Source organism: Macrococcus sp. GL_134, from assembly GCF_057834705.1.
Genome location: NZ_CM174409.1, coordinates 1,909,099 through 1,933,723, shown reverse-complemented (window position 1 = coordinate 1,933,723; position 24,625 = coordinate 1,909,099). Strand labels below are relative to the sequence as shown.

20 protein-coding genes, 10 tRNA genes and 4 rRNA genes are annotated in these 24,625 nt (G+C 45.8%); 31 read left to right on the top strand and 3 right to left on the bottom strand.

Annotation, left to right across the window (positions count from 1 at the left end; genetic code table 11):
- Positions 1–32 precede the first annotated feature (32 nt).
- The 21 genes from hslO to rrf (AC3IPL_RS10155) all read left to right on the top strand — a co-directional run bounded on the left by hslO (position 33) and on the right by rrf (AC3IPL_RS10155) (position 12,363).
- Positions 33–902: an Hsp33 family molecular chaperone HslO gene (gene hslO / locus AC3IPL_RS10255; RefSeq protein WP_489240944.1), complete on the top strand. Its 870-nt coding sequence runs from the start codon at positions 33–35 to the stop codon at positions 900–902.
- A gap of 71 nt (positions 903–973) precedes the next feature.
- The gene (gene cysK / locus AC3IPL_RS10250; RefSeq protein ID WP_489240943.1) at positions 974–1,906 is read left to right on the top strand and encodes a cysteine synthase A; all 933 of its coding nucleotides are present in this window, start codon (positions 974–976) and stop codon (positions 1,904–1,906) included.
- Positions 1,907–1,998: 92 nt separating this feature from the next.
- Positions 1,999–2,772, top strand: a complete 774-nt coding sequence (folP, locus tag AC3IPL_RS10245) for a dihydropteroate synthase (protein WP_489240942.1) — start codon at positions 1,999–2,001, stop codon at positions 2,770–2,772.
- A 3-nt stretch (positions 2,773–2,775) separates the two neighbouring features.
- Complete coding sequence (gene folB, locus AC3IPL_RS10240; RefSeq protein ID WP_489240941.1) at positions 2,776–3,132, top strand: dihydroneopterin aldolase; 357 nt, start codon at positions 2,776–2,778, stop codon at positions 3,130–3,132.
- A 4-nt stretch (positions 3,133–3,136) separates the two neighbouring features.
- On the top strand, positions 3,137–3,610 hold the full coding sequence (gene folK / locus AC3IPL_RS10235; RefSeq protein ID WP_489240940.1) for a 2-amino-4-hydroxy-6-hydroxymethyldihydropteridine diphosphokinase: 474 nt from the start codon (positions 3,137–3,139) through the stop codon (positions 3,608–3,610).
- Positions 3,611–3,624: 14 nt separating this feature from the next.
- Entirely contained in the window at positions 3,625–4,623 is a 999-nt protein-coding gene (dusB, locus tag AC3IPL_RS10230) for a tRNA dihydrouridine synthase DusB (protein WP_489240939.1), read from the top strand.
- A gap of 2 nt (positions 4,624–4,625) precedes the next feature.
- Positions 4,626–6,113, top strand: coding sequence for a lysine--tRNA ligase (lysS, locus tag AC3IPL_RS10225; protein WP_489240938.1), 1,488 nt, complete (start codon positions 4,626–4,628; stop codon positions 6,111–6,113).
- Between the two features lie 217 nt (positions 6,114–6,330).
- Positions 6,331–6,445, top strand: a 5S ribosomal RNA gene (gene rrf / locus AC3IPL_RS10220).
- An 11-nt stretch (positions 6,446–6,456) separates the two neighbouring features.
- Positions 6,457–6,532, top strand: a tRNA-Val gene (locus tag AC3IPL_RS10215).
- Positions 6,533–6,541: 9 nt separating this feature from the next.
- Positions 6,542–6,617, top strand: a tRNA-Thr gene (locus AC3IPL_RS10210).
- Positions 6,618–6,627: 10 nt separating this feature from the next.
- Positions 6,628–6,700, top strand: a tRNA-Lys gene (locus AC3IPL_RS10205).
- Between the two features lie 8 nt (positions 6,701–6,708).
- Positions 6,709–6,795: transfer RNA gene (locus tag AC3IPL_RS10200), tRNA-Leu, on the top strand.
- A gap of 5 nt (positions 6,796–6,800) precedes the next feature.
- Positions 6,801–6,875 (top strand) — tRNA-Gly (locus AC3IPL_RS10195).
- Between the two features lie 22 nt (positions 6,876–6,897).
- Positions 6,898–6,986 (top strand) — tRNA-Leu (locus tag AC3IPL_RS10190).
- Positions 6,987–6,999: 13 nt separating this feature from the next.
- Positions 7,000–7,076 (top strand) — tRNA-Arg (locus AC3IPL_RS10185).
- A gap of 13 nt (positions 7,077–7,089) precedes the next feature.
- Positions 7,090–7,163 (top strand) — tRNA-Pro (locus AC3IPL_RS10180).
- A gap of 15 nt (positions 7,164–7,178) precedes the next feature.
- A tRNA-Ala gene (locus AC3IPL_RS10175) sits at positions 7,179–7,254 on the top strand.
- A gap of 131 nt (positions 7,255–7,385) precedes the next feature.
- Positions 7,386–8,939, top strand: a 16S ribosomal RNA gene (locus tag AC3IPL_RS10170).
- A 92-nt stretch (positions 8,940–9,031) separates the two neighbouring features.
- Positions 9,032–9,108, top strand: a tRNA-Ile gene (locus tag AC3IPL_RS10165).
- Between the two features lie 139 nt (positions 9,109–9,247).
- Positions 9,248–12,172: ribosomal RNA gene (locus AC3IPL_RS10160) — 23S ribosomal RNA — on the top strand.
- A 76-nt stretch (positions 12,173–12,248) separates the two neighbouring features.
- Positions 12,249–12,363, top strand: a 5S ribosomal RNA gene (gene rrf, locus AC3IPL_RS10155).
- Together the 16S, 23S and 5S rRNA genes with 10 tRNA genes alongside form the textbook arrangement of a ribosomal RNA operon.
- 99 nt (positions 12,364–12,462) lie before the next feature.
- On the opposite strand, the gene pdxR is transcribed toward rrf (AC3IPL_RS10155), so the two are convergent.
- Entirely contained in the window at positions 12,463–13,830 is a 1,368-nt protein-coding gene (gene pdxR / locus AC3IPL_RS10150) for a MocR-like pyridoxine biosynthesis transcription factor PdxR (RefSeq protein ID WP_489240937.1), read from the bottom strand.
- 102 nt (positions 13,831–13,932) lie between these two features.
- Here pdxR and pdxS point away from each other — a divergent pair, with 102 nt between their 5' ends.
- From pdxS to AC3IPL_RS10135, 3 genes are all read left to right on the top strand, one after another.
- Complete coding sequence (gene pdxS, locus AC3IPL_RS10145) at positions 13,933–14,820, top strand: pyridoxal 5'-phosphate synthase lyase subunit PdxS (protein WP_489240936.1); 888 nt, start codon at positions 13,933–13,935, stop codon at positions 14,818–14,820.
- A gap of 1 nt (position 14,821) precedes the next feature.
- The gene (pdxT, locus tag AC3IPL_RS10140; RefSeq protein WP_489240935.1) at positions 14,822–15,388 is read left to right on the top strand and encodes a pyridoxal 5'-phosphate synthase glutaminase subunit PdxT; all 567 of its coding nucleotides are present in this window, start codon (positions 14,822–14,824) and stop codon (positions 15,386–15,388) included.
- A 102-nt stretch (positions 15,389–15,490) separates the two neighbouring features.
- The gene (locus AC3IPL_RS10135; RefSeq protein ID WP_489240934.1) at positions 15,491–16,144 is read left to right on the top strand and encodes a nitroreductase family protein; all 654 of its coding nucleotides are present in this window, start codon (positions 15,491–15,493) and stop codon (positions 16,142–16,144) included.
- 33 nt (positions 16,145–16,177) lie between these two features.
- Here the strand turns inward: AC3IPL_RS10135 and AC3IPL_RS10130 are convergent, their stop codons facing one another.
- A complete protein-coding gene (locus AC3IPL_RS10130; protein ID WP_489240933.1) occupies positions 16,178–17,443 on the bottom strand; it encodes a pyruvate MFS transporter in 1,266 nt (421 codons plus the stop codon).
- Between the two features lie 187 nt (positions 17,444–17,630).
- Between AC3IPL_RS10130 and AC3IPL_RS10125 the strand changes: the two genes are divergently transcribed.
- The 4 genes from AC3IPL_RS10125 to AC3IPL_RS10110 all read left to right on the top strand — a co-directional run bounded on the left by AC3IPL_RS10125 (position 17,631) and on the right by AC3IPL_RS10110 (position 21,292).
- Positions 17,631–18,332 (top strand): FadR/GntR family transcriptional regulator, encoded by a 702-nt coding sequence (locus tag AC3IPL_RS10125; RefSeq protein ID WP_489240932.1) that lies wholly within the window; start codon positions 17,631–17,633, stop codon positions 18,330–18,332.
- Between the two features lie 106 nt (positions 18,333–18,438).
- On the top strand, positions 18,439–19,173 hold the full coding sequence (locus AC3IPL_RS10120; protein ID WP_489242349.1) for a (Fe-S)-binding protein: 735 nt from the start codon (positions 18,439–18,441) through the stop codon (positions 19,171–19,173).
- Positions 19,170–20,603: a LutB/LldF family L-lactate oxidation iron-sulfur protein gene (locus tag AC3IPL_RS10115; protein WP_489240931.1), complete on the top strand. Its 1,434-nt coding sequence runs from the start codon at positions 19,170–19,172 to the stop codon at positions 20,601–20,603. Before AC3IPL_RS10120 ends, AC3IPL_RS10115 begins: the two co-directional genes overlap by 4 nt.
- Positions 20,603–21,292, top strand: coding sequence for a LutC/YkgG family protein (locus tag AC3IPL_RS10110; RefSeq protein WP_489240930.1), 690 nt, complete (start codon positions 20,603–20,605; stop codon positions 21,290–21,292). The genes AC3IPL_RS10115 and AC3IPL_RS10110 overlap by 1 nt, the downstream gene beginning before the upstream one ends.
- Before the next feature lie 39 nt (positions 21,293–21,331).
- On the opposite strand, the gene AC3IPL_RS10105 is transcribed toward AC3IPL_RS10110, so the two are convergent.
- Positions 21,332–22,555, bottom strand: coding sequence for a NupC/NupG family nucleoside CNT transporter (locus tag AC3IPL_RS10105; protein WP_489240929.1), 1,224 nt, complete (start codon positions 22,553–22,555; stop codon positions 21,332–21,334).
- A gap of 204 nt (positions 22,556–22,759) precedes the next feature.
- Between AC3IPL_RS10105 and AC3IPL_RS10100 the strand changes: the two genes are divergently transcribed.
- From AC3IPL_RS10100 to AC3IPL_RS10090, 3 genes are read left to right on the top strand one after another with little or no spacing between them, the layout of a single operon-like run.
- The gene (locus tag AC3IPL_RS10100; RefSeq protein ID WP_489240928.1) at positions 22,760–23,218 is read left to right on the top strand and encodes a CtsR family transcriptional regulator; all 459 of its coding nucleotides are present in this window, start codon (positions 22,760–22,762) and stop codon (positions 23,216–23,218) included.
- 17 nt (positions 23,219–23,235) lie between these two features.
- On the top strand, positions 23,236–23,616 hold the full coding sequence (locus tag AC3IPL_RS10095) for a UvrB/UvrC motif-containing protein (protein ID WP_489240927.1): 381 nt from the start codon (positions 23,236–23,238) through the stop codon (positions 23,614–23,616).
- A complete protein-coding gene (locus AC3IPL_RS10090; protein WP_489240926.1) occupies positions 23,617–24,624 on the top strand; it encodes a protein arginine kinase in 1,008 nt (335 codons plus the stop codon). It begins immediately after the preceding gene.
- Position 24,625 lies beyond the last annotated feature (1 nt).

Below are 24,625 nucleotides of genomic sequence, written 5' to 3'. Positions count from 1 at the left end.
GGAAGAAAGGGATTTTTTAAAGGAGAATGACTATGGAAGACTATTTAGTAAGAGCGCTTGCGTTCAATGATGAAGTGCGCGCATTCAGCGTCCGTTCGACAAATGCAGTACAGGAAGCACAGACGAGGCATTACACATGGCCGACCGCGTCTGCAGCACTGGGACGTTCCATGACAGCAGGCATCATGATGGGCTCTATGCTGAAGAACGAAGAGAAGCTGACCATCACGATTAACGGCGGGGGACCGATCGGACAGATCATTGTTGATGCAAACGGCAAAGGAGAAGTGCGCGGCTATGTGACGAATCCACAGACACACTTTGATTTGAATGAGCACGGCAAGCTGGATGTCCGCCGCGCTGTCGGTACGACCGGCTCATTAAATGTCGTCAAAGATATTGGAATGAGAGATTTCTTTACGGGTTCTACGCCGATTGTCTCAGGCGAACTCGGAGAAGACTTCACATATTATTTTGTGACAAGTGAGCAGGTCCCGTCAGCTGTCGGTCTAGGTGTACTCGTCAATCCGGATAATACAATCAAAGCAGCCGGCGGATTTATCATCCAGTTAATGCCGGGCGCATCAGAAGAAACTATCAGTGCGATTGAACAGCGTATCGGTGACATGCAGCCGGTTTCCCTGTTGATTGACAAAGGACTGTCTCCTGAGCAGCTGCTTGAAGAAGTACTTGGAGAAGATAATATTCGTATCATTGACCGTATGCCGGTTGAATTTAAATGTAACTGTGGCAAAGAAAAATTCAGCACAGCCATTAAAGGACTCGGCAATGCAGAGATTGACAGCATGATCAAAGAAGATCACGGAGCTGAAGTTGACTGTCACTTCTGTCGTGAGAAATATTATTTCTCTGAAGAAGAATTGGAAGCGCTAAAGCAATAATTTTGAAGTGGTGGGTTTCAGCTGATATAATTAATCCGATAACAATACTAGGCTTTGGAGGAGATCGAATCATGGCTAAACGAGTTAACAATATTACGGAAGTAATTGGAGATACACCGATTGTCAAACTGAACCGTGTTGTTCCTGAAGGGGCAGCAGATGTTTATGTGAAACTGGAATATCAGAACCCGGGTTCATCAGTTAAAGACCGTATTGCGATTGCAATGATCAATGCAGCAGAACAAGACGGCAAATTACAGCCGGGTGATACAATTATTGAACCGACTTCCGGTAATACAGGAATTGGTCTCGCGATGGTTGCAGCGGCTAAAGGTTACAGAGCAGTATTAGTAATGCCTGATACAATGAGTCAGGAACGTCGTACATTATTGCGTGCTTACGGCGCTGAACTCGTGTTGACACCGGGCGCTGAAGGAATGAAGGGTGCTATTGCAAAAGCAAACGAACTGCGTGATGAAAAAGGTTACTTCATGCCGCAGCAGTTTGAAAATATGGCAAATCCAGAAGTTCATAGAAAAACAACTGGTCCTGAAATCGTAGCGGCTATGGAAGGCTTGACAATCGATGCTTTTGTAGCGGGTATTGGGACAGGGGGTACAATTACCGGTGCAGGAGAAGTCATTAAAGAAAGCCATCCTGACGTTCATATTGTTGCCGTTGAGCCGACTGATTCACCAGTCTTGAGCGGTGGTCAACCGGGTCCTCACAAAATCCAAGGAATCGGTGCAGGATTTGTTCCTGACACACTGAACACTAACGTCTATCAATCAATCACACAAGTATCTAATGATGATGCGATGGAAACAAGCCGCAAAGTAGCGCGTGAAGAAGGAATACTAGGTGGTATTTCATCTGGTGCTGCCGTATATGCTGCTATTCAAAAAGCAGTAGAACTGGGTGCAGGTAAAAATGTCGTTGCCATCCTGCCAAGTAACGGTGAGCGTTACTTGTCTACAGCATTGTACGCAGAACTCGGCAAATAACATATTGATCAAGCTATCTTGTCATGAGATAGCTTTTTTATTTGCTATAATAGATAGGAATGTGGAGCATACAGGAGGTACAAGAGGTACAAATGGAAACGTTGATAATGGGTATTCTTAATGTCACGCCGGATTCATTTTCTGACGGCGGTCAATACAATTCAGTAGCGCGTGCGGTTCAACGGGTGGAAGAGATGATGCAGCAAGGTGTGGATATAGTGGATGTCGGCGGATATTCTACGCGACCGGGGCATCAGGAAATCACTGTGACGGAAGAACTCGACCGCGTCATTCCTGTAATTGAAGCACTCCAGTCATTGGATGTGCTGCTCTCTGTCGATACATTTAGAAGTGAAGTGGCTGATGCAGCCCTTAAGGCAGGAGCAGACTTCGTCAATGATCAATGGGCAGGAAAATATGATCGTGCGATGTTTGACGTAGTTGCTAAACATCGGGCGAAAATATTTCTCATGCATAATGACGACAGAGAAATCACAGGAGATGTTATGGCAGCAATCACTGAGGATTTATTGCAGCAGGCAGAGCGCGCACAACACGCTGGCATCAAGCACGAAGATATATGGTTGGATCCAGGCATCGGTTTTGCTAAATCAAGAGCACAGGAAATCGAAGTCATGAGACGACTTGATGAACTTTGCAGTCTCGGCTACAAAGTACTGCTCGCAACTAGCCGAAAGCGTATGGTCAAGGAATTACTTGATGACGGTCTGCCGGCTGACGCAAGAGACGAAGGTACTGCTGCTACAACAGTATGGGGAATTACAAAGGGTGTACATGCGGTACGTGTTCACAATGTAGCGATGAATAAAAAAGTGGCGCGTGTCGCTGACGGATTGCGAGGATAATTCATGGATAAAATATTTTTGCATGGAATGAAATTCTATGCTTATCACGGTGTTTTTGAGGAAGAGAACAAACTCGGACAGATCTTTGTAGTCGATACTGAATTGTCGCTTGACCTTACTGAAGCGTCTGAAACAGATGCGCTCGACACTACGGTCAACTACGGCGAAGTCTTTCATATCATCGAAGAAGAAATGAAAGAACCTTCTCAACTGCTGGAACATGTCGCCGGACGTATTGCCAAAAAGCTGTTTGCTCACTATAATCGTGTAGTGGCGTTAACCATCAGAATAACTAAGGAAAATCCTCCGATTGTCGGTCATTATGACAGCGTAGGGATTGAAATCCATCGTGTGAGGTAGTATAATGACTACTATTTACTTGAGTCTTGGCAGTAATATCGGCAACAGACGGCAGCAGCTTGAACGAGCAGTGGAATTGTTAAGTGACACTGAATGCATCCGGATCGTTAAAACCTCTTCCATCTATGAGACGGTACCTGTCGGCGGTGTGGCACAGGATGATTTCTATAATCTGTGCGTCACGCTTAATACATCATTGACTGCACAGCAGGTTCTTGCTGTATGTCAATCGATTGAACAGCAGCTGGCACGCGTCCGTAAAATCCACTGGGGACCTCGGACGATTGATCTGGATATTCTATTAGTGGAAGATCAGGTCATTGACGAACCTACGCTGCAGGTACCGCATCCGTATATGCTGGACCGCAGCTTTGTATTAATACCTTTGAATGAAATTGCACCAGATGCTGTCCATCCTTTAGCACAGCAGAAAATAAGTGAACTCGTGTATGACGACCCGGAAGTTAGGAAACTATAAGTGAGGCTATAATTATGTGGAAAATAGGCGATATTGAAATTAATAACAAAGTGGTTCTAGCACCAATGGCAGGTGTTTGTAACGCAGCATTCAGATTGACAGTGAAAGAATTCGGTGCAGGACTGGTCTGTGCAGAAATGGTCAGCGATAAAGCGATTCTTTTCAACAATGAAAAAACAATGAAGATGCTCTATATTGATGAGAACGAGCGACCGTTGTCACTGCAGATTTTCGGTGGCGAAAAAGAGACGCTTGTAGAAGCAGCTAAATATGTCGATCAGAATACAACAGCTGATATTATCGATATCAATATGGGCTGTCCTGTATCAAAGATCATCAAGTGTGAAGCAGGAGCAAGATGGCTGCTTGATCCACCTAAAATTTATGAGATGGTCTCTGCAGTTGTAGAAGCCGTATCAAAACCAGTAACGGTGAAGATGCGTATCGGCTGGGATGATGACCATATTTATGCGGTTGAAAATGCAAAGATGATTGAAAAAGCAGGAGCGGCAGCGATTGCAGTCCATGGACGTACACGAGTACAGATGTACGAAGGTCATGCCGACTGGAATGTCATCAAACAAGTTAAAGAAGCGGTGTCAATTCCTGTCGTTGGTAATGGTGATGTGACTTCTCCTGAACTGGCCAAGAAAATGCTGGATGAAACAGGTGTTGATGCTGTAATGATCGGCCGCGAAGCACTCGGCAATCCTTGGATGATTTACCGGACTGTGCACTACCTGGAGACAGGTGAATTAAAACCGGAACCTTCTATCACTGAGAAGATGGACGTCGCAATTCTGCATTTGGACCGTCTGATTCATCTGAAAGGTGAAAAGATTGCGGTCATGGAGATGCGCAAGCATGCTTCATGGTATTTAAAAGGCGTCAAAGGCAACGGTAAAGCCCGCAAATTAATCAATGCAGCCGAGACACGCGATGAATTAGTTGATATACTAAGAACGTTCGAAAAAAATGTGCTGGAAGAAGAAAAAGTAGCTGAAGGAGTGTAACCATGACAGAAGAATTAAACGACCAGATGCTGGTCCGCCGCCAAAAAATGCAGGATCTGCTGGACCTCGGTATCGATCCATTCGGTCAGAAATTTGAGAGAACTGGAACAGCAGCAAGTCTCGCTGCAGAATGGGATCAATTCTCTAAAGAAGAACTGCATGACAAAGAAGAAGAATCACATACAAAAATTGCTGGACGGATTATGACAAAGCGCGGCAAAGGTAAAGCAGGGTTTGCACACGTCAAAGATTTGACAGGACAGATCCAAATCTATGTGCGTAAAGATCAAATTGGTGATGAACAGTTTGACTTATGGAACAATGCCGATCTAGGCGATATCGTCGGCATCGAAGGTGTTATGTTCAAAACAAATACAGGTGAATTATCTGTTAAAGCGACATCATTTAAAATGCTCGCTAAAGCACTGCGTCCGTTACCTGATAAATTCCACGGCCTGCAGGATGTTGAACAGCGCTACCGTCAACGTTACCTCGACTTAATCACAAGTGATGAATCAACACAGACATTTATTACACGCAGCCGTATCATTCAAGAGATGCGCAATTACTTGAATCAAAAAGGTTTCCTTGAAGTAGAAACACCGATGATGCACGCGATTGCAGGTGGTGCTGCAGCGAAACCATTCGTTACACATCATAATGCTCTTGATATGACACTATATATGCGTATTGCCATTGAACTTCATCTAAAACGTCTGATTGTCGGCGGCCTTGAAAAAGTATACGAAATCGGCCGTGTTTTCCGTAACGAAGGAATATCTACGCGTCATAACCCGGAATTCACAATGATTGAATTGTACGAAGCGTATGCTGACTATAATGATATTATGGATTTAACAGAATCTTTGATTGCTCATATCGCTGAGCAGGTTACTGGCTCTACTACCGTCACTTACAACGGTGAAGAAATTAACCTTGCACCGAACTGGCGCAGATGGCATATGGTTGATGCGGTAAAAGAATATACAGGTGTGAACTTCTATGAGGTTTCATCAGATGAAGAAGCGCATCAATTGGCCAAAGAACATGGTATTGATGTGAAACCTAATATGAAATACGGTCATATTCTGAATGAATTTTTCGAACAGAAAGTCGAAGAGCAGCTCGTTCAACCGACATTCATCTATGGTCATCCGGTAGAAATCTCTCCGCTTGCTAAGCAGAATCCAGAAGACAAACGCTTTACAGATCGATTCGAGCTGTTCATTGTTCGTCGCGAACATGCGAATGCCTTCACTGAATTGAATGACCCGATCGACCAGCGTCAGCGTTTTGAAGCACAGATGGTAGAGAAAGAAGAAGGAAACGACGAAGCACACGAGATGGATGATGATTTCATTGAAGCACTGGAATACGGGATGCCGCCTACAGGTGGACTCGGCATCGGTATCGACCGTTTAGTCATGCTGTTAACTGATTCACCATCTATTAGAGACGTGTTATTATTCCCTTATATGAGACAAAAGTAATAAATGAATGTCCGGCTGACAAGGCCGGGCAATTTTTATAGATTTTGTTAAGGAAAACCGTTGACATCAATCTTGCAATCATGTAATATAAAAAAGTCGCTTGTGACATAACAATCGACTGTGAATCAAACAATGATTTCAATTGTTAAGCAAGTGTAAAATTTACTGTTGCAAAAACAAAATGAAATCTTTATACTTAATAAGTATTCGATTTTTGTCTGGTGACGATGGCAAAGAGGTCACACCTGTTCCCATACCGAACACAGAAGTTAAGCTCTTTAGCGCCGATGGTAGTTGGACTGACGTCCCGTGAGAGTAGGACGTTGCCGGGCAGAATCATTATGGAGGATTAGCTCAGCTGGGAGAGCATCTGCCTTACAAGCAGAGGGTCGGCGGTTCGATCCCGTCATCCTCCACCATTTTATTATGCCGGAATAGCTCAACTGGTAGAGCAACTGACTTGTAATCAGTAGGTTGAGGGTTCAAGTCCTTTTTCCGGCACCATTTCTAGCTTGAGCCATTAGCTCAGTTGGTAGAGCATTTGACTTTTAATCAAAGGGTCAGAGGTTCGAATCCTCTATGGCTCATTTATTTTGCGGGTGTGGCGGAACTGGCAGACGCACTAGAATCAGGATCTAGCGCCTTCACGGGCGTGGGGGTTCGACTCCCTTCATCCGCACCATATTAGCGAAAGTAGTTCAGTGGTAGAATACAACCTTGCCAAGGTTGGGGTCGCGGGTTCGAATCCCGTCTTTCGCTCCATTTTAATTATACTGATTCACTAGCCGGGGTGGCGGAACTGGCAGACGCACAGGACTTAAAATCCTGCGGTAAGTGATTACCGTACCGGTTCGATTCCGGTCCTCGGCACCATTCAAATTAATCAGCGCCCGTAGCTCAATTGGATAGAGCGTTTGACTACGGATCAAGAGGTTAGGGGTTCGACTCCTCTCGGGCGCGCCATTATTTTTATCAACGGGAAGTAGCTCAGCTTGGTAGAGCACTTGGTTTGGGACCAAGGGGTCGCAGGTTCGAATCCTGTCTTCCCGACTTACTTCAATAGATGGGGGCTTAGCTCAGCTGGGAGAGCGCCTGCTTTGCACGCAGGAGGTCAGCGGTTCGATCCCGCTAGTCTCCACCATTATTTGATGATACTGAACATTGAAAACTGAATGACAATATGTCAACGTTAATTCCAATAATTTGAGTACTTTAAGTACTTGCTGAAGAGTGATTGGCTCAACCAATCAAAGAGCTTTTATCAAACAAACTATTATGGAGAGTTTGATCCTGGCTCAGGATGAACGCTGGCGGCGTGCCTAATACATGCAAGTCGAGCGGACAGACGGGGTGCTTGCACTCCTTGAAGTCAGCGGCGGACGGGTGAGTAACACGTGGGTAACCTACCTATAAGACTGGGATAACTTCGGGAAACCGGAGCTAATACCGGATAATATGTTTCACCTCATGGTGAAACAGTGAAAGACGGTTTCGGCTGTCACTTATAGATGGACCCGCGGCGCATTAGCTAGTTGGTGAGGTAACGGCTCACCAAGGCGACGATGCGTAGCCGACCTGAGAGGGTGATCGGCCACACTGGGACTGAGACACGGCCCAGACTCCTACGGGAGGCAGCAGTAGGGAATCTTCCGCAATGGACGAAAGTCTGACGGAGCAACGCCGCGTGAGTGAAGAAGGTTTTCGGATCGTAAAACTCTGTTGTAAGGGAAGAACAAGTACGTTAGTAACTGAACGTACCTTGACGGTACCTTACCAGAAAGCCACGGCTAACTACGTGCCAGCAGCCGCGGTAATACGTAGGTGGCAAGCGTTATCCGGAATTATTGGGCGTAAAGCGCGCGTAGGCGGTCTCTTAAGTCTGATGTGAAAGCCCCCGGCTCAACCGGGGAGGGTCATTGGAAACTGGGAGACTTGAGTGCAGAAGAGGAGAGTGGAATTCCATGTGTAGCGGTGAAATGCGCAGAGATATGGAGGAACACCAGTGGCGAAGGCGGCTCTCTGGTCTGTAACTGACGCTGAGGTGCGAAAGCGTGGGGATCAAACAGGATTAGATACCCTGGTAGTCCACGCCGTAAACGATGAGTGCTAAGTGTTGGGGGGTTTCCGCCCCTCAGTGCTGCAGCTAACGCATTAAGCACTCCGCCTGGGGAGTACGGTCGCAAGACTGAAACTCAAAGGAATTGACGGGGACCCGCACAAGCGGTGGAGCATGTGGTTTAATTCGAAGCAACGCGAAGAACCTTACCAAATCTTGACATCCTCTGACAACTCTGGAGACAGAGCGTTCCCCTTCGGGGGACAGAGTGACAGGTGGTGCATGGTTGTCGTCAGCTCGTGTCGTGAGATGTTGGGTTAAGTCCCGCAACGAGCGCAACCCTTATCTTTAGTTGCCATCATTCAGTTGGGCACTCTAGAGAGACTGCCGGTGACAAACCGGAGGAAGGTGGGGATGACGTCAAATCATCATGCCCCTTATGATTTGGGCTACACACGTGCTACAATGGATGGTACAAAGGGCAGCAAAACCGCGAGGTCAAGCAAATCCCATAAAACCATTCTCAGTTCGGATTGTAGTCTGCAACTCGACTACATGAAGCTGGAATCGCTAGTAATCGTAGATCAGCATGCTACGGTGAATACGTTCCCGGGTCTTGTACACACCGCCCGTCACACCACGAGAGTTTGTAACACCCGAAGCCGGTGGAGTAACCTTTTAGGAGCTAGCCGTCGAAGGTGGGACAGATGATTGGGGTGAAGTCGTAACAAGGTAGCCGTATCGGAAGGTGCGGCTGGATCACCTCCTTTCTAAGGATTATACGGAAAAGGAATCCATGAGATTCCTTCGGAATTGACGTCTGACATATTGTATTCAGTTTTGAATGTTTATACATTCAAATGGGCCTATAGCTCAGCTGGTTAGAGCGCACGCCTGATAAGCGTGAGGTCGATGGTTCGAGTCCATTTAGGCCCACCATTATTTTAAAATGTACCTTGAAAACTAGATAAGCAATGAAGAAGAAAAAGATTTTACCAAGCAATACCGAGTGAGTTCATTTTATGAATTCTTGAAATCGCGCGTCTGCATTCATGCAGACATCACATTATTAATAACAGATTAAGTTATTAAGGGCGCACGGTGGATGCCTTGGCACTAGAAGCCGATGAAGGACGTTACTAACGACGATATGCTCTGGGGAGCTGTAAGTAAGCTTTGATCCAGAGATTTCCGAATGGGGAAACCCAGCATGAGTCATGTCATGTTATCCATATGTGAATACATAGCATATGAGAAGGCACACCCGGAGAACTGAAACATCTAAGTACCCGGAGGAAGAGAAAGAAAACTCGATTCCCTGAGTAGCGGCGAGCGAAACGGGAAGAGCCCAAACCAGAGTGCCTGCACTCTGGGGTTGTAGGACACTCAATACGGAGTTACAAAAGAACAGTTTAGACGAATGATTTTGGAACAATCAACCAGAGAAGGTAAAGGTCCTGTAGTCGAAAAGCTGTTCCCTCCTGAGTGGATCCTGAGTACGGCGGAACACGTGGAATTCCGTCGGAATCCGGGAGGACCATCTCCCAAGGCTAAATACTCTCTAGTGACCGATAGTGAACCAGTACCGTGAGGGAAAGGTGAAAAGCACCCCGGAAGGGGAGTGAAATAGAACCTGAAACCGTGTGCTTACAAGTAGTCAGAGCCCGTTAATGGGTGATGGCGTGCCTTTTGTAGAATGATCCGGCGAGTTACGATTTGATGCAAGGTTAAGCAGTGGATGCGGAGCCGCAGCGAAAGCGAGTCTGAACAGGGCGAATGAGTATCAGGTCGTAGACCCGAAACCAGGTGATCTACCCATGTCCAGGTTGAAGTTCAGGTAACACTGAATGGAGGACCGAACCGACTTACGTTGAAAAGTGAGCGGATGAGGTGTGGGTAGCGGAGAAATTCCAATCGAACCTGGAGATAGCTGGTTCTCTCCGAAATAGCTTTAGGGCTAGCCTCGCATGATGATTACTGGAGGTAGAGCACTGTTTGGACTAGGGGCCCCCCTCGGGTTACCGAATTCAGACAAACTCCGAATGCCAGATAATTTAATGCGGGAGTCAGACTGCGGGTGATAAGGTCCGTAGTCGAGAGGGAAACAGCCCAGACCACCAGCTAAGGTCCCAAAATATATGTTAAGTGGAAAAGGATGTGGCGTTGCCCAGACAACTAGGATGTTGGCTTAGAAGCAGCCATCATTTAAAGAGTGCGTAATAGCTCACTAGTCGAGTGACGCTGCGCCGAAAATGTACCGGGGCTAAACATATTACCGAAGCTGTGGATTGTCCTTACGGACAATGGTAGGAGAGCGTTCCAAGGGCGTCGAAGCATGACCGCAAGGACATGTGGAGCGCTTGGAAGTGAGAATGCCGGAGTGAGTAGCGAAAGACGGGTGAGAATCCCGTCCACCGATTGACTAAGGTTTCCAGAGGAAGGCTCGTCCGCTCTGGGTTAGTCGGGACCTAAGCCGAGGCCGACAGGCGTAGGCGATGGATAACAGGTAGATATTCCTGTACCACCTAAGATTGTTTGAACGATGGGGGGACGCAGAAGGATAGGCGATCGTACTGTTGGTTATGTACGTCCAAGCATCAAGACTGAGCATTAGGCAAATCCGGTGCTCATCAAGGTTGAGATGTGACGGGGAGCGAAATTATAGTAGCGAAGTCGTTGATTTCACACTGCCAAGAAAAGCCTCTAGTTAGAAATTAGGTGCCCGTACCGCAAACCGACACAGGTAGTCAAGATGAGAATTCTAAGGTGAGCGAGCGAACTCTCGTTAAGGAACTCGGCAAAATGACCCCGTAACTTCGGGAGAAGGGGTGCTTTTTAGGGTGCAAGCCCTGAAGAGCCGCAGTGAATAGGCCCAAGCGACTGTTTATCAAAAACACAGGTCTCTGCAAAACCGTAAGGTGACGTATAGGGGCTGACGCCTGCCCGGTGCTGGAAGGTTAAAAGGAGTGGTTAGCATCTGCGAAGCTACGAATTGAAGCCCCAGTAAACGGCGGCCGTAACTATAACGGTCCTAAGGTAGCGAAATTCCTTGTCGGGTAAGTTCCGACCCGCACGAAAGGCGTAACGATTTGGGCACTGTCTCAACGAGAGACTCGGTGAAATCATAGTACCTGTGAAGATGCAGGTTACCCGCGACAGGACGGAAAGACCCCGTGGAGCTTTACTGCAGCCTGATATTGAAATTCGGCACAGCTTGTACAGGATAGGTAGGAGCCTTTGAAGCGTGAGCGCCAGCTTACGTGGAGGCGCTGGTGGGATACTACCCTGGCTGTGTTGACTTTCTAACCCGCACCACTTATCGTGGTGGGAGACAGTGTCAGGCGGGCAGTTTGACTGGGGCGGTCGCCTCCTAAAGAGTAACGGAGGCGCTCAAAGGTTCCCTCAGAATGGTTGGAAATCATTCGCAGAGTGTAAAGGCACAAGGGAGCTTGACTGCGAGACCTACAAGTCGAGCAGGGTCGAAAGACGGACTTAGTGATCCGGTGGTTCCGCATGGAAGGGCCATCGCTCAACGGATAAAAGCTACCCCGGGGATAACAGGCTTATCTCCCCCAAGAGTTCACATCGACGGGGAGGTTTGGCACCTCGATGTCGGCTCATCGCATCCTGGGGCTGTAGTCGGTCCCAAGGGTTGGGCTGTTCGCCCATTAAAGCGGTACGCGAGCTGGGTTCAGAACGTCGTGAGACAGTTCGGTCCCTATCCGTCGTGGGCGTAGGAAATTTGAGAGGAGCTGTCCTTAGTACGAGAGGACCGGGATGGACATACCTCTGGTGTACCAGTTGTCGCGCCAGCGGCATAGCTGGGTAGCTATGTATGGACGGGATAAGTGCTGAAAGCATCTAAGCATGAAGCCCCCCTCAAGATGAGATTTCCCAACTTCGGTTATAAGATCCCTCAAAGATGATGAGGTCAATAGGTTCGAGGTGGAAGCACAGTGATGTGTGGAGCTGACGGATACTAATCGATCGAAGACTTAATCAATTTTATAGATTATCGGCATTGCCGGTTGAATCTCTTCTTCATGCCTATCTAGTTTTGAGGGTATATTCCCCGTCTGTCTGGTGACGATGGCAGAGAGGTCACACCTGTTCCCATACCGAACACAGAAGTTAAGCTCTCTAGCGCCGATGGTAGTTGGACTGACGTCCCGTGAGAGTAGGACGTTGCCGGGCAGAAATATGATGCGATGAGCCGCACTCGAGACCGTTCAGGTCTCTTTTTTTTGCGTTCTTCCGGCTGAACGGTCCTGAAAAACTGATCATCAGGCTCTTTCAAAGGAGCTCAGTCATTAAGCTTGTCATTACTTTTTCTATATCATGATCTTCTAATCCTCCGAAGCCTAGTACAAAATGATTATAAGCTTCGTTTTTATCTTCATCCATATAGTCACTCAACATATTCACTTTGACATCGAGCTGCTTGATTTTATCGCTGATAGTGTCTGCCCCTTTGACTTCTACTATAAAATGCATTCCTGCATACTCGCCTCTAATATTGATCCGTTCTTTATATGGTTCAAGGGCAGCAAGTGTAAGTTCCAGCTTCCTTTTGTATATCTTTCTCATACGATTGATATTTCGTTCAAACTCCCCGTCCTGCATAAACTGTGTAACGATATACTGCATATGTCTTGGCACTGTGATACTTGGCTTATGCGGGAGCTGTCTATAGCGCTGTAACAATAATGGTGGGAGCACCATATATGCGATACGGATACTTGGGAAAATGGATTTTGAAAAAGTACTCATGTAGATTACTTTCTCGCTGCTGTCCATTCCTTGCAGTGCTTTCAGAGGGCGTCCTTTGTATCTGAATTCGCTGTCGTAGTCATCTTCTATGATGTAATGTGCTTCGTCGGCTGCGGCCCAGGCCAGAAGTTCAGTTCTTCGTCCTGCTGACAGTACGGCACCTGTCGGGAATTGATGGCTTGGTGTGACATGGACAATACTACCATTTCCAGTAAGTTCATCTACAATGATGCCTTCATCGTCAACGTGTATGTTTCTGTAAGGGATATGTTCATATTCAAGTACTCGACGAATAGTAGGATAACCCGGATTTTCAAGAAGATAGGATGCACCTGGCAGAAGATGTGTCAATAGTGAGAATAACTGTTCTGTAGAGCTGCCGATAATAATTTCTTCGTTCTTACAGTTGACACCGCGCGAATGATAGAGGTACCGTCTAATTTCGTTGCGTAGTGCAGGCTCACCTTGATGGTCACCGCGTTCCAGTAAGACGCTCTGCTCCATTTCAAAGGCATCCCTTGCGTACTTTCGGAACAACTGAAAAGGAAACTTCGGCTGGTGACTGTCTTCGATTGTTAATGATAAATGGTCGACTGCTTCGTTAAGACTGATATCTTCAGTCGTATTTCGTGGGGCACTGTTGACTGTCTTAATGTCTTCCACAAAATAGCCGACTTTCGGTTTCGAGTAAATGAATCCTTCGTCCTGAAGCTGTTGATAAGCAATTTCTACAGTGGTCTGACTGATGCCTAAATGTTGACTCAGCTTGCGTTTCGATGGGAGCTTTTCATTGAATGTCAAGCGTCCTGTCAATATGTCGTCTTTGATGAACTGGTAGAGCTGCTGATATAAATAGCGATCTTCTGTAAAAGGGTAAGTAAGGAGTTCCATCGTTATCACTGACCTTATTAAAATTATAAAAACTGATACTTTTTTAATGCCAGATATTATTATACAGTAATCTTTGTAATAACAACAAGGAGAGTGTAATGCATGTCTAAAATTGTAGGTTCTGATAAAGTGAAACGCGGTATGGCAGAAATGCAAAAAGGTGGCGTCATCATGGACGTTGTCAACGCGGAACAGGCTAAACTGGCTGAAGCAGCGGGTGCTGTGGCGGTTATGGCATTGGAACGTGTGCCAAGTGATATCCGTAAAGCGGGCGGCGTCGCGCGTATGGCTGATCCACGTATCGTTGAAGAAGTGATGAACGCTGTTTCTATACCGGTTATGGCTAAAGGTCGTATCGGTCATATTACAGAAGCACGTGTATTAGAAGCGATGGGTGTGGATTATATCGATGAATCTGAAGTGCTGACGCCTGCTGACGAAGAGTTTCATTTAAAGAAAGATGAGTTCACAGTGCCATTCGTCTGCGGTTGCCGTGACTTAGGTGAAGCTGCGCGTCGTATCGGTGAAGGGGCTGCAATGCTCCGTACAAAAGGCGAACCGGGGACAGGTAATATCGTAGAAGCAGTGCGTCACTTACGTAAAGTAAACGCACAAGTTCGTAAATTATCAGTGATGAACGATGATGAGATTATGACAGAAGCAAAATTACTGGGTGCCCCTTATGAAGTCTTAAAAGAAATTAAAGCACTCGGTAAGTTACCGGTTGTGAACTTTGCTGCAGGCGGTGTCGCGACACCAGCTGATGCAGCATTAATGATGGAACTGGGCGCGGACGGTGTGTTCGTCGGTTCTGGTATCTTCAAATCAGAATCACCTGAAAAATTTGCAAAAGCCATTGTACAAGCGACTACACACTATCAGGACTATGAACTGATCGGTGAGCTGTCTAAGGAACTTGGCGCAGCGATGAAAGGCTTAGATATCAATTCTCTTTCACTTGAAGAAAGAATGCAGGAACGTGGCTGGTAAGATGAAGATTGGAGTACTTGCGCTGCAAGGAGCAGTACGTGAACATTTAATGCAGATTGAGCAGAGCGGTCATACAGGGATTCCGGTTAAGCACGTCGAACAGCTGAAAGAGCTTGATGGCCTTGTGCTGCCAGGCGGGGAATCAACAACGATGCGCCGTCTGATGGACCTCTATGGTTTTACGGAAGCATTACGGGAAAGTGAACTGCCGATGTATGGCACTTGTGCCGGTCTAATTCTTCTCGCTGATGAAATAGAAGGCTATGAAGAAGGGCATCTAAAGAAAATGGATATCAAAGTCCGCCGTAATTCTTTCGGCAGACAAGTGGATAGTTTTGAAGCAGAGCTTGATGTAAAGGGCATAGAAGAACAGGTCAACGCGGTCTTCATCCGTGCACCGCACATCGTCTCAGTAGGTGATGGGGTAGAAATCTTAAGTGAAGTAGAAGATAAGATGGTAGCGGTGAGACAGGGTAAATATTTAGGTATTTCATTTCATCCAGAGCTGACAGATGACATCAAGATTATGAAATATTTCATCGAAGAGATGGCTGCTCAAAACAAATAGAAGTCACCGGCATAGGCCGGTGGCTTTTTTGCAAACAGCTAGCAGGATTTTTAGTCTGAATGGCGATATAATGTGACATTATATTTAAAGGAGTTTTATATAATGAATCTGACACTTACAGAAGCAATCAAAGCGAGAAAATCAGTCAAGGAATTCGATCCGAACGTCAAAATTCCGCACGAAGAAATGCTCGAAATGATTAAACTTGCTACAGAAGCACCATCATCCGTTAATCTACAGCCATGGCGCTTCGTTGTTGTGGAATCTGATGAAGCGAAAGCCAGCATCAAAGATTTAGTGCGTTTCAATACTCGTCAGCTAGAGACAAGTGCTGCATTTATTCTCGTATTATCAGATAATAGACATGCAGAAGATCTAGAAAAGATTTATGGCAAAAATGTTGAACTGGGCTATATGCCTGAGGATGTCATGAAAACCAATGTGGCTTATATGAAAGAATCATTCTCACAGGTACCTGCTGAAGCACTTCAGATACAAGGGATGATGGATGCCAACTTAGCCGCTATGCAGCTGATGCTGATCGCTAAGGATCATGGCTATGATACGAATCCGATTGGTGGTTTTGAACGTGATGAAGTGCTGGATGCTTTAAGTATCAATAAAGAACGGTATGTACCCGTCATGTTCATTGCGATTGGTAAAGGTGTGAAAGCGCCGCATGATAGCAGCCGCCATGAAATAGAGGAAATTGTTGCCTTTAACGGAGGAAACGCTGAAGGTATAATTGGACAATAAAAGCTCAAAGAGGGACTGACCCTCTTTGAGCTTTTATTTTTCTTCTGTAAGAAGAGGCTGATCCGGTTTGACAAAAAACCACATGATGATAGCGAAGATCACCGGGATAATTGTCAGCATGAGCGTATTGGTCCAGCCGATCTTGTCGGCCAGAAAACCGCATAGAATCGGACTGATAAGTGCGCCGATATTACCCCATAAATTCATCCAGCCTGACACAGTGCCTGAGAAGTTTCTTCCAAGGTCAGTGGCTGCTGCCCAGCTCATCCCCATTGATAAGCCGATTCCACCTAAAGAAAGAGAGAACCAGATGATAGCGATATGGACATCTTTAGCCATCAATGAGAAGTAAAGTGCGCCGCAGAAGACAGCAAAGCCTATGATAGCAATGATGCCACGTCCGGCAAACTTGGAATAGCCGCTGGAAATAATCTTATCTGAAATAGTACCACCCGATAAGATCAGGATGAACATTGCAAGCCAAGGAACAGCGGCAAATGTACCCATATCTTTCAGCTGAACATGATACTCCTCTGCCAGATAAGTCGGCAGCCATATCAGGAATAGCGCAATAACAAACTGTACGACAAAATACTGCGCGGCAATAGCATAAAAACTGAAACGCCCGAAAAACTTCCGCCAAGGTGCACTTGTTTTGTTAGTGTCAACTGTATCACGTTCTGCCATGATCAGTTCTCTTTCAGCTTCATTGACCCATTTATGGTGCTCAGGCAGGTCTTTGGCAATCACTGCCCAGAGCAGAGCGATTACGATACCGATGAGTCCGAAAATAACAAAGACAGCCTGCCACCCGAACGCCTGTGTAATGGCAATCGTAACAAAGGGTGCTAAGACAGGTCCGAAATAACTGCCAGCGAGGAGCGCACTTGAAGCACGTCCTTTTTCTGTCTTGCGGAACCAGTATGTATTGAATACTGCATTAGACGGATACATCGGCCCTTCACCTACACCGAATAAGAAGCGAATCGCATACAGAAGACCATGGTGCTTGACAAGCCCCGTCAGAATCGTAAAGGCACTCCACCAGACGAGAGCGATGGTCAACATTCTCTTAGGACCGAATTTTTCAGCCATGATACCTGCAGGCACCTGCATCAAGGCGTAACCTAAAGAAAAGAATGATGCGAGTAACCCGAACTGGGTTTTATTCATGTTTAAGTCTTCCATCATAGGGCCGGCAATAATTGAGATGTTAGAGCGATCCATATAAGCGATAACGCCGATGATAAAGAACGCAAACATAAAATACCAGCGAATTTTAGTTGGTTTTGTTTTCATATATCCCCCTTGAACATATAGTCATCAGATGACCAGTTGAGTTGCCCCTTTATATTATCATATCAAAAAAACGCTTTCAACAATTTATTTTCTGAATATTCTATACTTCAGATTTCGTTCTCTCATTTCATAGCCAGAGGGCTGCATTTGCTATAATACAACTATAACTATTATGGAGGAAGATGACTTGGGACGTATCGAGAAGAAGAAGTTGTATGAAGAAATTGCCGATATCATCAGTGACAATATTAGATCGGGGCAACTTGTAGAGGGAGAGAAACTGCCTTCTATTCAGAGTCTTGCCAGTGAGTATGGCGTAGGGCCGGCATCTATCAGAGAGGCATTAAATGCTTTGAGAGTCATGGGAATGGTGGATATCAGACATGGTGAAGGGACATTTGTAAAGGCCAGCAGCCCTAAAGCATTTACAGTGGAGATGGCAATCTTTAAGAAGAAAGATATTGAGGAACTGTTAGAAGTCAGAAAGATGATTGAGGTCGGTGCCGTCAAAATAGCAGCTATTCAGCATACGGATGAGCAGCTGAAGAATATTCAGGCAGCACTGCTTAAAATGAAGCAGGCCATTTCAGAGAATGAACTCGGTGAAATGAGTGATCTCGAATTTCATATGGCGATTGCTGAAGCCACCAATAACAGTTTACTGAAAAAGCTTCTATCTGACGTGTCAGATGTCATGAAAACCACGATGAAGGAAACACGGAAAATCTGGCTTTATACCCAGGCAAAAACGATTGAACGCTTATATCACGAGCATCGTGAAATCTACGAAGCGATTGCTGAAAGAGATAGTGACAAAGCGGCGAAGTATATGATTGCGCACCTTGAAGAAGTCGAGCAGGTATTGATGGCTCATTTAAATATCGATTAAGCGGTTGCAAAAAAACGTTAGGTGACATAAACTTGTATTCATAATCATATGGTCATCTGATGACTATAAACTCTGTTGGGCACAGAGAGGAGAAAGGGTGGTTATGATGAAAGTGAGTTTGTTTAGCACATGTCTTGTAGATGTGTTTGAGAAAAAAGTAGGAATTGCGACGGTAGAATTGCTTGAAAAACTGGGCTGTGAAGTCGATTTTCCTGGTTCCCAGGTCTGCTGCGGGCAACCTGCCTATAACTCCGGCTACGTTCAGGATGCCAAAAAGGCAGCTAAAAATATGATCAAGGCATTTGAGAACTCGGAAGTTGTCGTGAGTCCGTCAGGTTCTTGTATTACAATGTTCAAACATTATCCGCACTTATTTGAAGACGATGCGGTATGGCAGCTGCGGGCACAGCGTCTAGCAGATAAATCCTATGAAATCACACAGTTCATTGTTGAGGTCCTGGGGATCACAAATGTCGGGGCGAAGTTGACGGGTAAGGCTACGATGCATCCATCATGTCATATGACGCGGCTGCTCGGCAATGTGACAGCACCGAAGAAATTACTTGCTGAAGTAGAAGGACTGGAAGTGGTTGAGCTGCCCCAATACTATAACTGCTGTGGTTTCGGCGGCACGTTTGCAGTTAAGATGCACGACGTATCCGGCGAGATGGTTGATGAGAAAGTGGACTGTATCCTAGAGAGTGGCGCAGATTATTTGGTCGGCGGTGACGCCAGCTGTCTGATGAACATCTCTGGCAGGCTGAAACGACGCGGCGCAGATGTTAAGGTGGTCCACATTGTTGAGATTCTCAATAATCAAGTGGAGGCGGTCACATTATGAGCATGAAAATTGGTGAGGAGACATTCAAAAAAGCGGTCAAGACAGAACTTAAAGATACGTTTATGCGAGGTGCAGTATCGAGTGCACAGGACCGTCTGCGTGAGCGTAAGCTGAAGGCACAGGAAGAGCTCGGGAACTGGGAGGAATGGCGCAGCCACTCCGAGGAGATTCGTCAGCACACCCTCGCAAATCTGGATTATTATCTTAATATGCTGGCAGAGAACGTCAGTAAGCGCGGCGGGCATGTCTTCTTTGCAGAAACGGCTGAAGAAGCAAACGAGTATGTCCAGCAAGTGCTGAAAGACAAAAATGCCAAGAAGGTCGCTAAGTCAAAATCAATGGTCACTGAAGAGATCGGACTGAACCAGGCGATGGAAGCAGTCGGCTGTTCAGTCGTTGAGACTGACCTTGGGGAGTATATTCTGCAGGTTGATGATCACGATCCACCTTCTCATATTGTGGCGCCTGCACTTCACAAAAATAAGGAACAGATTCAGGCTGTCTTCCATGACAAGCTAGGATATGACCGTACCTCCCAGCCGGAAGATTTAGCGCTCTTTGCACGCCAGAAGCTGCGTGAAGAGTTCTTAAGTGCAGATGTCGGCATCACAGGCTGTAACTTCGCGGTCGCTGAGAGCGGTTCCTTTACACTTGTGACAAATGAAGGAAATGCGCGCATGGTGACAACATTGCCGAAGACGCAGATTACAGTTATGGGTATGGAACGTATCGTGCCGAGCCATAGTGAGATGGAAGTGCTGGTCTCTATGCTGACGCGTAGTGCGGTAGGACAGAGGCTGACAAGCTATGTGACGACGCTTACGGGCCCGCGTGCTGAAGATGAGATCGACGGACCGGAGGAGTTTCATCTGGTCATCGTAGATAACGGGCGCTCCAAAATACTGGGGACACAGTTTCAGTCTATTCTGCAGTGTATCCGCTGTGCGGCCTGCGTCAATGTCTGTCCAGTGTACCGTCAGGTCGGCGGTCATTCGTACGGCTCCATCTATCCGGGACCGGTAGGCGCTGTCTTGTCTCCACTACTCGGTGGATACGAGGAATACAGCGAACTGCCGTACGCGTCAACATTATGCGGCGCCTGTACAGAAGCCTGTCCCGTGAAGATTCCGCTCCATGATTTACTGCTGAAGCATCGCCAGGTTATCGCCGAGGAAAAGAAGATGACCCCAATGGCGGAACGTCTTGTCATGAAAGGGTTCGGAGTAGGGGCTTCGCAGGCGACACTTTTCAAGTACGGTACAAAGATGGCACCATCCTTGATGTCTCCATTTGAGAATAAAGAAGTGCATATGATTACAAAAGGGCCGAAACCGCTCCGTGCATGGACGGATACGAGAGATTTCCCGATGCCTGATGATGAGAACTTCAGAGACTGGATGAAAAACCGGCTGAAAAGAGGTAAGGATTAATGACAGGAACTATTCACAATAAAGATCGATTTCTTAAGAATATCAGCCAGAACTTATCAAGACCTATGCCTAGACAGGTGACCAAGCCGGACTGGCAGTTCAGACCGCAGGATAAGACATTAGCGGGCTTATCACAGGATGAGCTGGTAGAGGTGATGAAACAGCACAGTATTGCCATCCATACAGATATCATTGAGACCCGTTCAAGTGACGTGAATGAGGTGCTTGCACGTGTCATTGCCACATACGGCGGTGGAGAGGTCATCGCCTGGAATGATCCTCGTTTTGATGAGTTGAATATTGATTTGAAACAGTATGATACTTTCATCTGGGATGAGGCAAAAGGTGCGGAGAATATCGAGGTTGCAGAACGCGCTAATATCGGTATCACCTTCAGTGATGTGACACTTGCTGAAAGTGCGACAGTAGTGCTGTACGCAGATAAAGGGAAGGGTCGCAGTGTCAGCCTGCTGCCGGCTACATATATTGCGATTATTCCGAAGTCGACAATAGTCCCACGGTTTACACAGGCAGCAGAGCAGATTGACCAGAGAAACAACGATGCAGATTTTCCGACATGCATCAACTTGATCACAGGTCCGTCCAATTCTGCAGATATTGAAATGAAGCTGGTGGTCGGTGTCCACGGGCCGATCAAAGCGACTTATATCATCGTAGAGGACTACTAAAAAAAGCTTCGAAATCAATTGATTTCGAAGCTTTTTTTATTACAGGAAGAAGCCTGCGATAGTCGCAGAGATGAATGAGACAAGCGTCGCACCGTAGAGTAACTTAAGACCGAAACGAGCGACAACATCACCTTGCTTATCATTCAGCGATTTAATCGCACCAGCGATAATCCCGATAGATGAGAAGTTGGCAAATGATACTAAGAAGACTGAAACGATACCAATGGCACGTTCAGATAACTCACCTGTTTTATTGTTGACGATATTCTGAACATCCAGCATCGCGACAAACTCGTTAGATACGAGTTTAGTGGCCATAATTGAACCTGCACGTACCGCATCATCCCAAGCGATACCTGTTAAGAAAGCAAGTGGTGCAAAGACATAACCAAGGATTGTCTGGAAATTCATGTCTCCTGGTGTGAATGCATCGACGATACCATTCAGCATAGCAATCAATGCGATATAACCAATCAGCATCGCACCGACGATGATTGCTACTTTGAAACCGTCAAGAATATACTCACCGAGCATTTCGAAGAATGACTGCTTTTCGCCTTCGTCTGTCATAATCACATCATTCTCTTCTTCTTCAGATACCCGGTAAGGATTGATGATAGAAGCGATGATGAAACCACCGAATAAGTTCAGTACAATCGCCGTAACGACGTACTCCGGCTTAATCATTGAGAAGTAAGCACCAACGATGGACAATGAAACAGTAGACATCGCCGACGCTGTCAATGTATACAGACGATGCTTCGGAATGTAAGGCAGTTGCTTCTTAAGTGAAATGAATACTTCAGATTGACCAAGAATCGCTGAAGCGACTGCATTGTAGGACTCAAGTTTACCCATACCGTTAATTTTAGAAATCGCAAGACCTAAGTATTTGATGATGAACGGTAAAATTTTGAGATACTGCAAAATACCGATCAGTGCTGAAATGAATGTAATAGGAAGCAGTACATCCATGAAGAATGTTGATGCAGCAGGCTGATCACCGACAGCAGGATTTTCAAGACCAGCAAACACGAAGTTCACACCTTGTTCTGCGTATCCTAGTAAATAGCCGAATCCAGTGGCAAGCCAGCCGACAAATTTAATACCGTACGGCGTTTTGAGCAGCAGGAAGGCAAGCAGGAACTGAATGACCATCATCAGGCCGATATACTGCCATCTGACTTTCTTTTTATCTGAACTGATGACCCAGGCAAGGAGCAGGAAGACAGCCAGACCAATAATACCAATAATATAATTCAATGTAAGACACCTCTTTATTTGATAAGTTCTATTTTTTTCGCTTTTAATATCATACTACAATTATAATGAAAGCGGTACAAAAATTTTAATCATTCACTAACTGTTTATCAATTTAATGTAAAGAGCAGATAAAAACATATTATTTGCACTTGAAGTAGATAGGCCATATAATAAAGTCAAAGATGGTCAAAAAGAGGTGAAGTCATGAAAAATATGTCGGATATTATTGAACAATATTTAAAACAGCTGCTCGAACAAAGCGGCGATGTTGTTGAAATTAAACGTGCACATATTGCTGAAAAATTTGATTGCGTCCCGTCTCAATTAAACTACGTCATCAAAACAAGATTCACTAATGAGCATGGCTATGCGATTGAAAGTAAGCGGGGCGGTGGCGGGTATATACGCATCACAAAAATTGAATCCAGCAACCAGTCCGCTTTTATCAATCATCTGAAAGAATTGACAGGTAACCAGATTTCTCAGCAGGATGCTGAACATATCATAGAAGGTTTATATCAAAATGAACTGATTACAAGACGCGAAAAACGGCTGCTATCAGTGACGCTCCACCGGGATACACTGCTTGTAGATATTCCTTACAGAGATCGTATTCGTGCCAATATACTGAAGAATGTACTGACTGTCATTCAATATCAGTAGTAAGGGAGAGAACATAGATGAACTATAACGAAGATGAATTCACAATGAACCAACTGCTCAAGCATCTTCTGGCTTCCGGAGAAATCAATGGTCGCCAGGAAGTGTGTCCGAACTGTGGATTGACACTGCGTGAGTCGCTGCATATCGGCAAATTCGGCTGCAGTACGTGCTACGACACCTTTCAAACCTACTTGCCCCGCATTGTAGAACGCGTGCAGGCAGGCAATCAGAAGCATATCGGAAAAGCTCCGCTTAAATCTGCCGAGAAGATTGCTCGCAAGAAGAAAATTGAAACACTTGAGCAGCAGCTGAAAGAACTGGTGGAAGTTCAAGACTTTGAACAGGCTGTTCTTGTCAGAGATGAAATTAAAGCATTGAAGGAAAGTGAGGCGGAATAAATGCTGGATAAACATTTAAGTCACACACTCAGCGACTGGATGCAGCAGGAATCGGAGAAACCTATTATTTTAAGCTCCCGCATCCGTCTTGCCAGAAACCTTGAAAATTTTGTTCATCCGCTTATGTACGATGACGACACAGCAGAAGCCGTACTTGCCGAAGTGTCGAATGTGCTCAAACCTCATTATGAAGAAGTGCGGCTGAGTGAACTGAATAATAATGAACGGCTGATGCTTGTGGTCAAACATTTGGTCAGCAAAGAACTGTTGACGCAGAATCACGGAGCAGTATTTTTAAATGATGATGAGTCAGTCAGCATTATGGTCAATGAAGAAGATCATCTTCGTATTCAAGTGCTCGGCCGCGAATTATCGCTTGATGAGCTCTATGCTAAGGCGCTGGAAGTGGATAGTCTGATAGATGAGAAGCTGACGTTGTCCTTTGATGAGACGCTCGGTTATTTAACGACATGCCCGACGAATATTGGGACTGGTCTACGTGCAAGCGTTATGCTGCATCTCCCGGGATTATCCATTATGAACCGGATGAGCCGTATTGCCCAGGCAATCAACCGCTTCGGCTATACGATCCGCGGTATATACGGTGAAGGGACGCAGGCGCTCGGCCATGTCTATCAAGTATCCAATCAGCTGACGCTCGGTAAGACAGAAGAAGCGATTATTGAAGACTTGAAGCAGATTGTCGAACAGATTATCAGTGAAGAAGAAGGCATGCGGCAACGCTTGAAAGATTACGATTATATCGAGACTGCAGACCGCGTCAATAGAAGTCTCGGCATTTTGAAGTATGCCCAGCTCATCACTGCTGAAGAAGCAAGTTTAAGATTAAGTGAACTGAAAATGGGTATCGATATGGGTATTGTTGAACAGATGCCGTTCCGATTCAACGAGCTGATGGTTGCGATTCAGCCGCCATTTTTAGCAACAATAGATGAAGATTTAACCGTCAATGAAAAACGAGCAAAGATGTTAAGAGAACATCTTTAAA

Coding starts and splice junctions, on each gene's coding strand:
- pdxS (WP_489240936.1), top strand. CDS start 13,933: ATGTCTAAAATTGTAGGTTCTGATAAAGTGAAACGCGGTATGGCAGAA.
- folP (WP_489240942.1), top strand. CDS start 1,999: ATGGAAACGTTGATAATGGGTATTCTTAATGTCACGCCGGATTCATTT.
- hslO (WP_489240944.1), top strand. CDS start 33: ATGGAAGACTATTTAGTAAGAGCGCTTGCGTTCAATGATGAAGTGCGC.
- pdxT (WP_489240935.1), top strand. CDS start 14,822: ATGAAGATTGGAGTACTTGCGCTGCAAGGAGCAGTACGTGAACATTTA.
- AC3IPL_RS10115 (WP_489240931.1), top strand. CDS start 19,170: ATGAGCATGAAAATTGGTGAGGAGACATTCAAAAAAGCGGTCAAGACA.
- cysK (WP_489240943.1), top strand. CDS start 974: ATGGCTAAACGAGTTAACAATATTACGGAAGTAATTGGAGATACACCG.
- AC3IPL_RS10110 (WP_489240930.1), top strand. CDS start 20,603: ATGACAGGAACTATTCACAATAAAGATCGATTTCTTAAGAATATCAGC.
- AC3IPL_RS10135 (WP_489240934.1), top strand. CDS start 15,491: ATGAATCTGACACTTACAGAAGCAATCAAAGCGAGAAAATCAGTCAAG.
- lysS (WP_489240938.1), top strand. CDS start 4,626: ATGACAGAAGAATTAAACGACCAGATGCTGGTCCGCCGCCAAAAAATG.
- dusB (WP_489240939.1), top strand. CDS start 3,625: ATGTGGAAAATAGGCGATATTGAAATTAATAACAAAGTGGTTCTAGCA.
- AC3IPL_RS10095 (WP_489240927.1), top strand. CDS start 23,236: ATGAACTATAACGAAGATGAATTCACAATGAACCAACTGCTCAAGCAT.
- pdxR (WP_489240937.1), bottom strand. CDS start 13,830: ATGGAACTCCTTACTTACCCTTTTACAGAAGATCGCTATTTATATCAG.
- folB (WP_489240941.1), top strand. CDS start 2,776: ATGGATAAAATATTTTTGCATGGAATGAAATTCTATGCTTATCACGGT.
- AC3IPL_RS10130 (WP_489240933.1), bottom strand. CDS start 17,443: ATGAAAACAAAACCAACTAAAATTCGCTGGTATTTTATGTTTGCGTTC.
- AC3IPL_RS10100 (WP_489240928.1), top strand. CDS start 22,760: ATGAAAAATATGTCGGATATTATTGAACAATATTTAAAACAGCTGCTC.
- folK (WP_489240940.1), top strand. CDS start 3,137: ATGACTACTATTTACTTGAGTCTTGGCAGTAATATCGGCAACAGACGG.
- AC3IPL_RS10120 (WP_489242349.1), top strand. CDS start 18,439: ATGAAAGTGAGTTTGTTTAGCACATGTCTTGTAGATGTGTTTGAGAAA.
- AC3IPL_RS10090 (WP_489240926.1), top strand. CDS start 23,617: ATGCTGGATAAACATTTAAGTCACACACTCAGCGACTGGATGCAGCAG.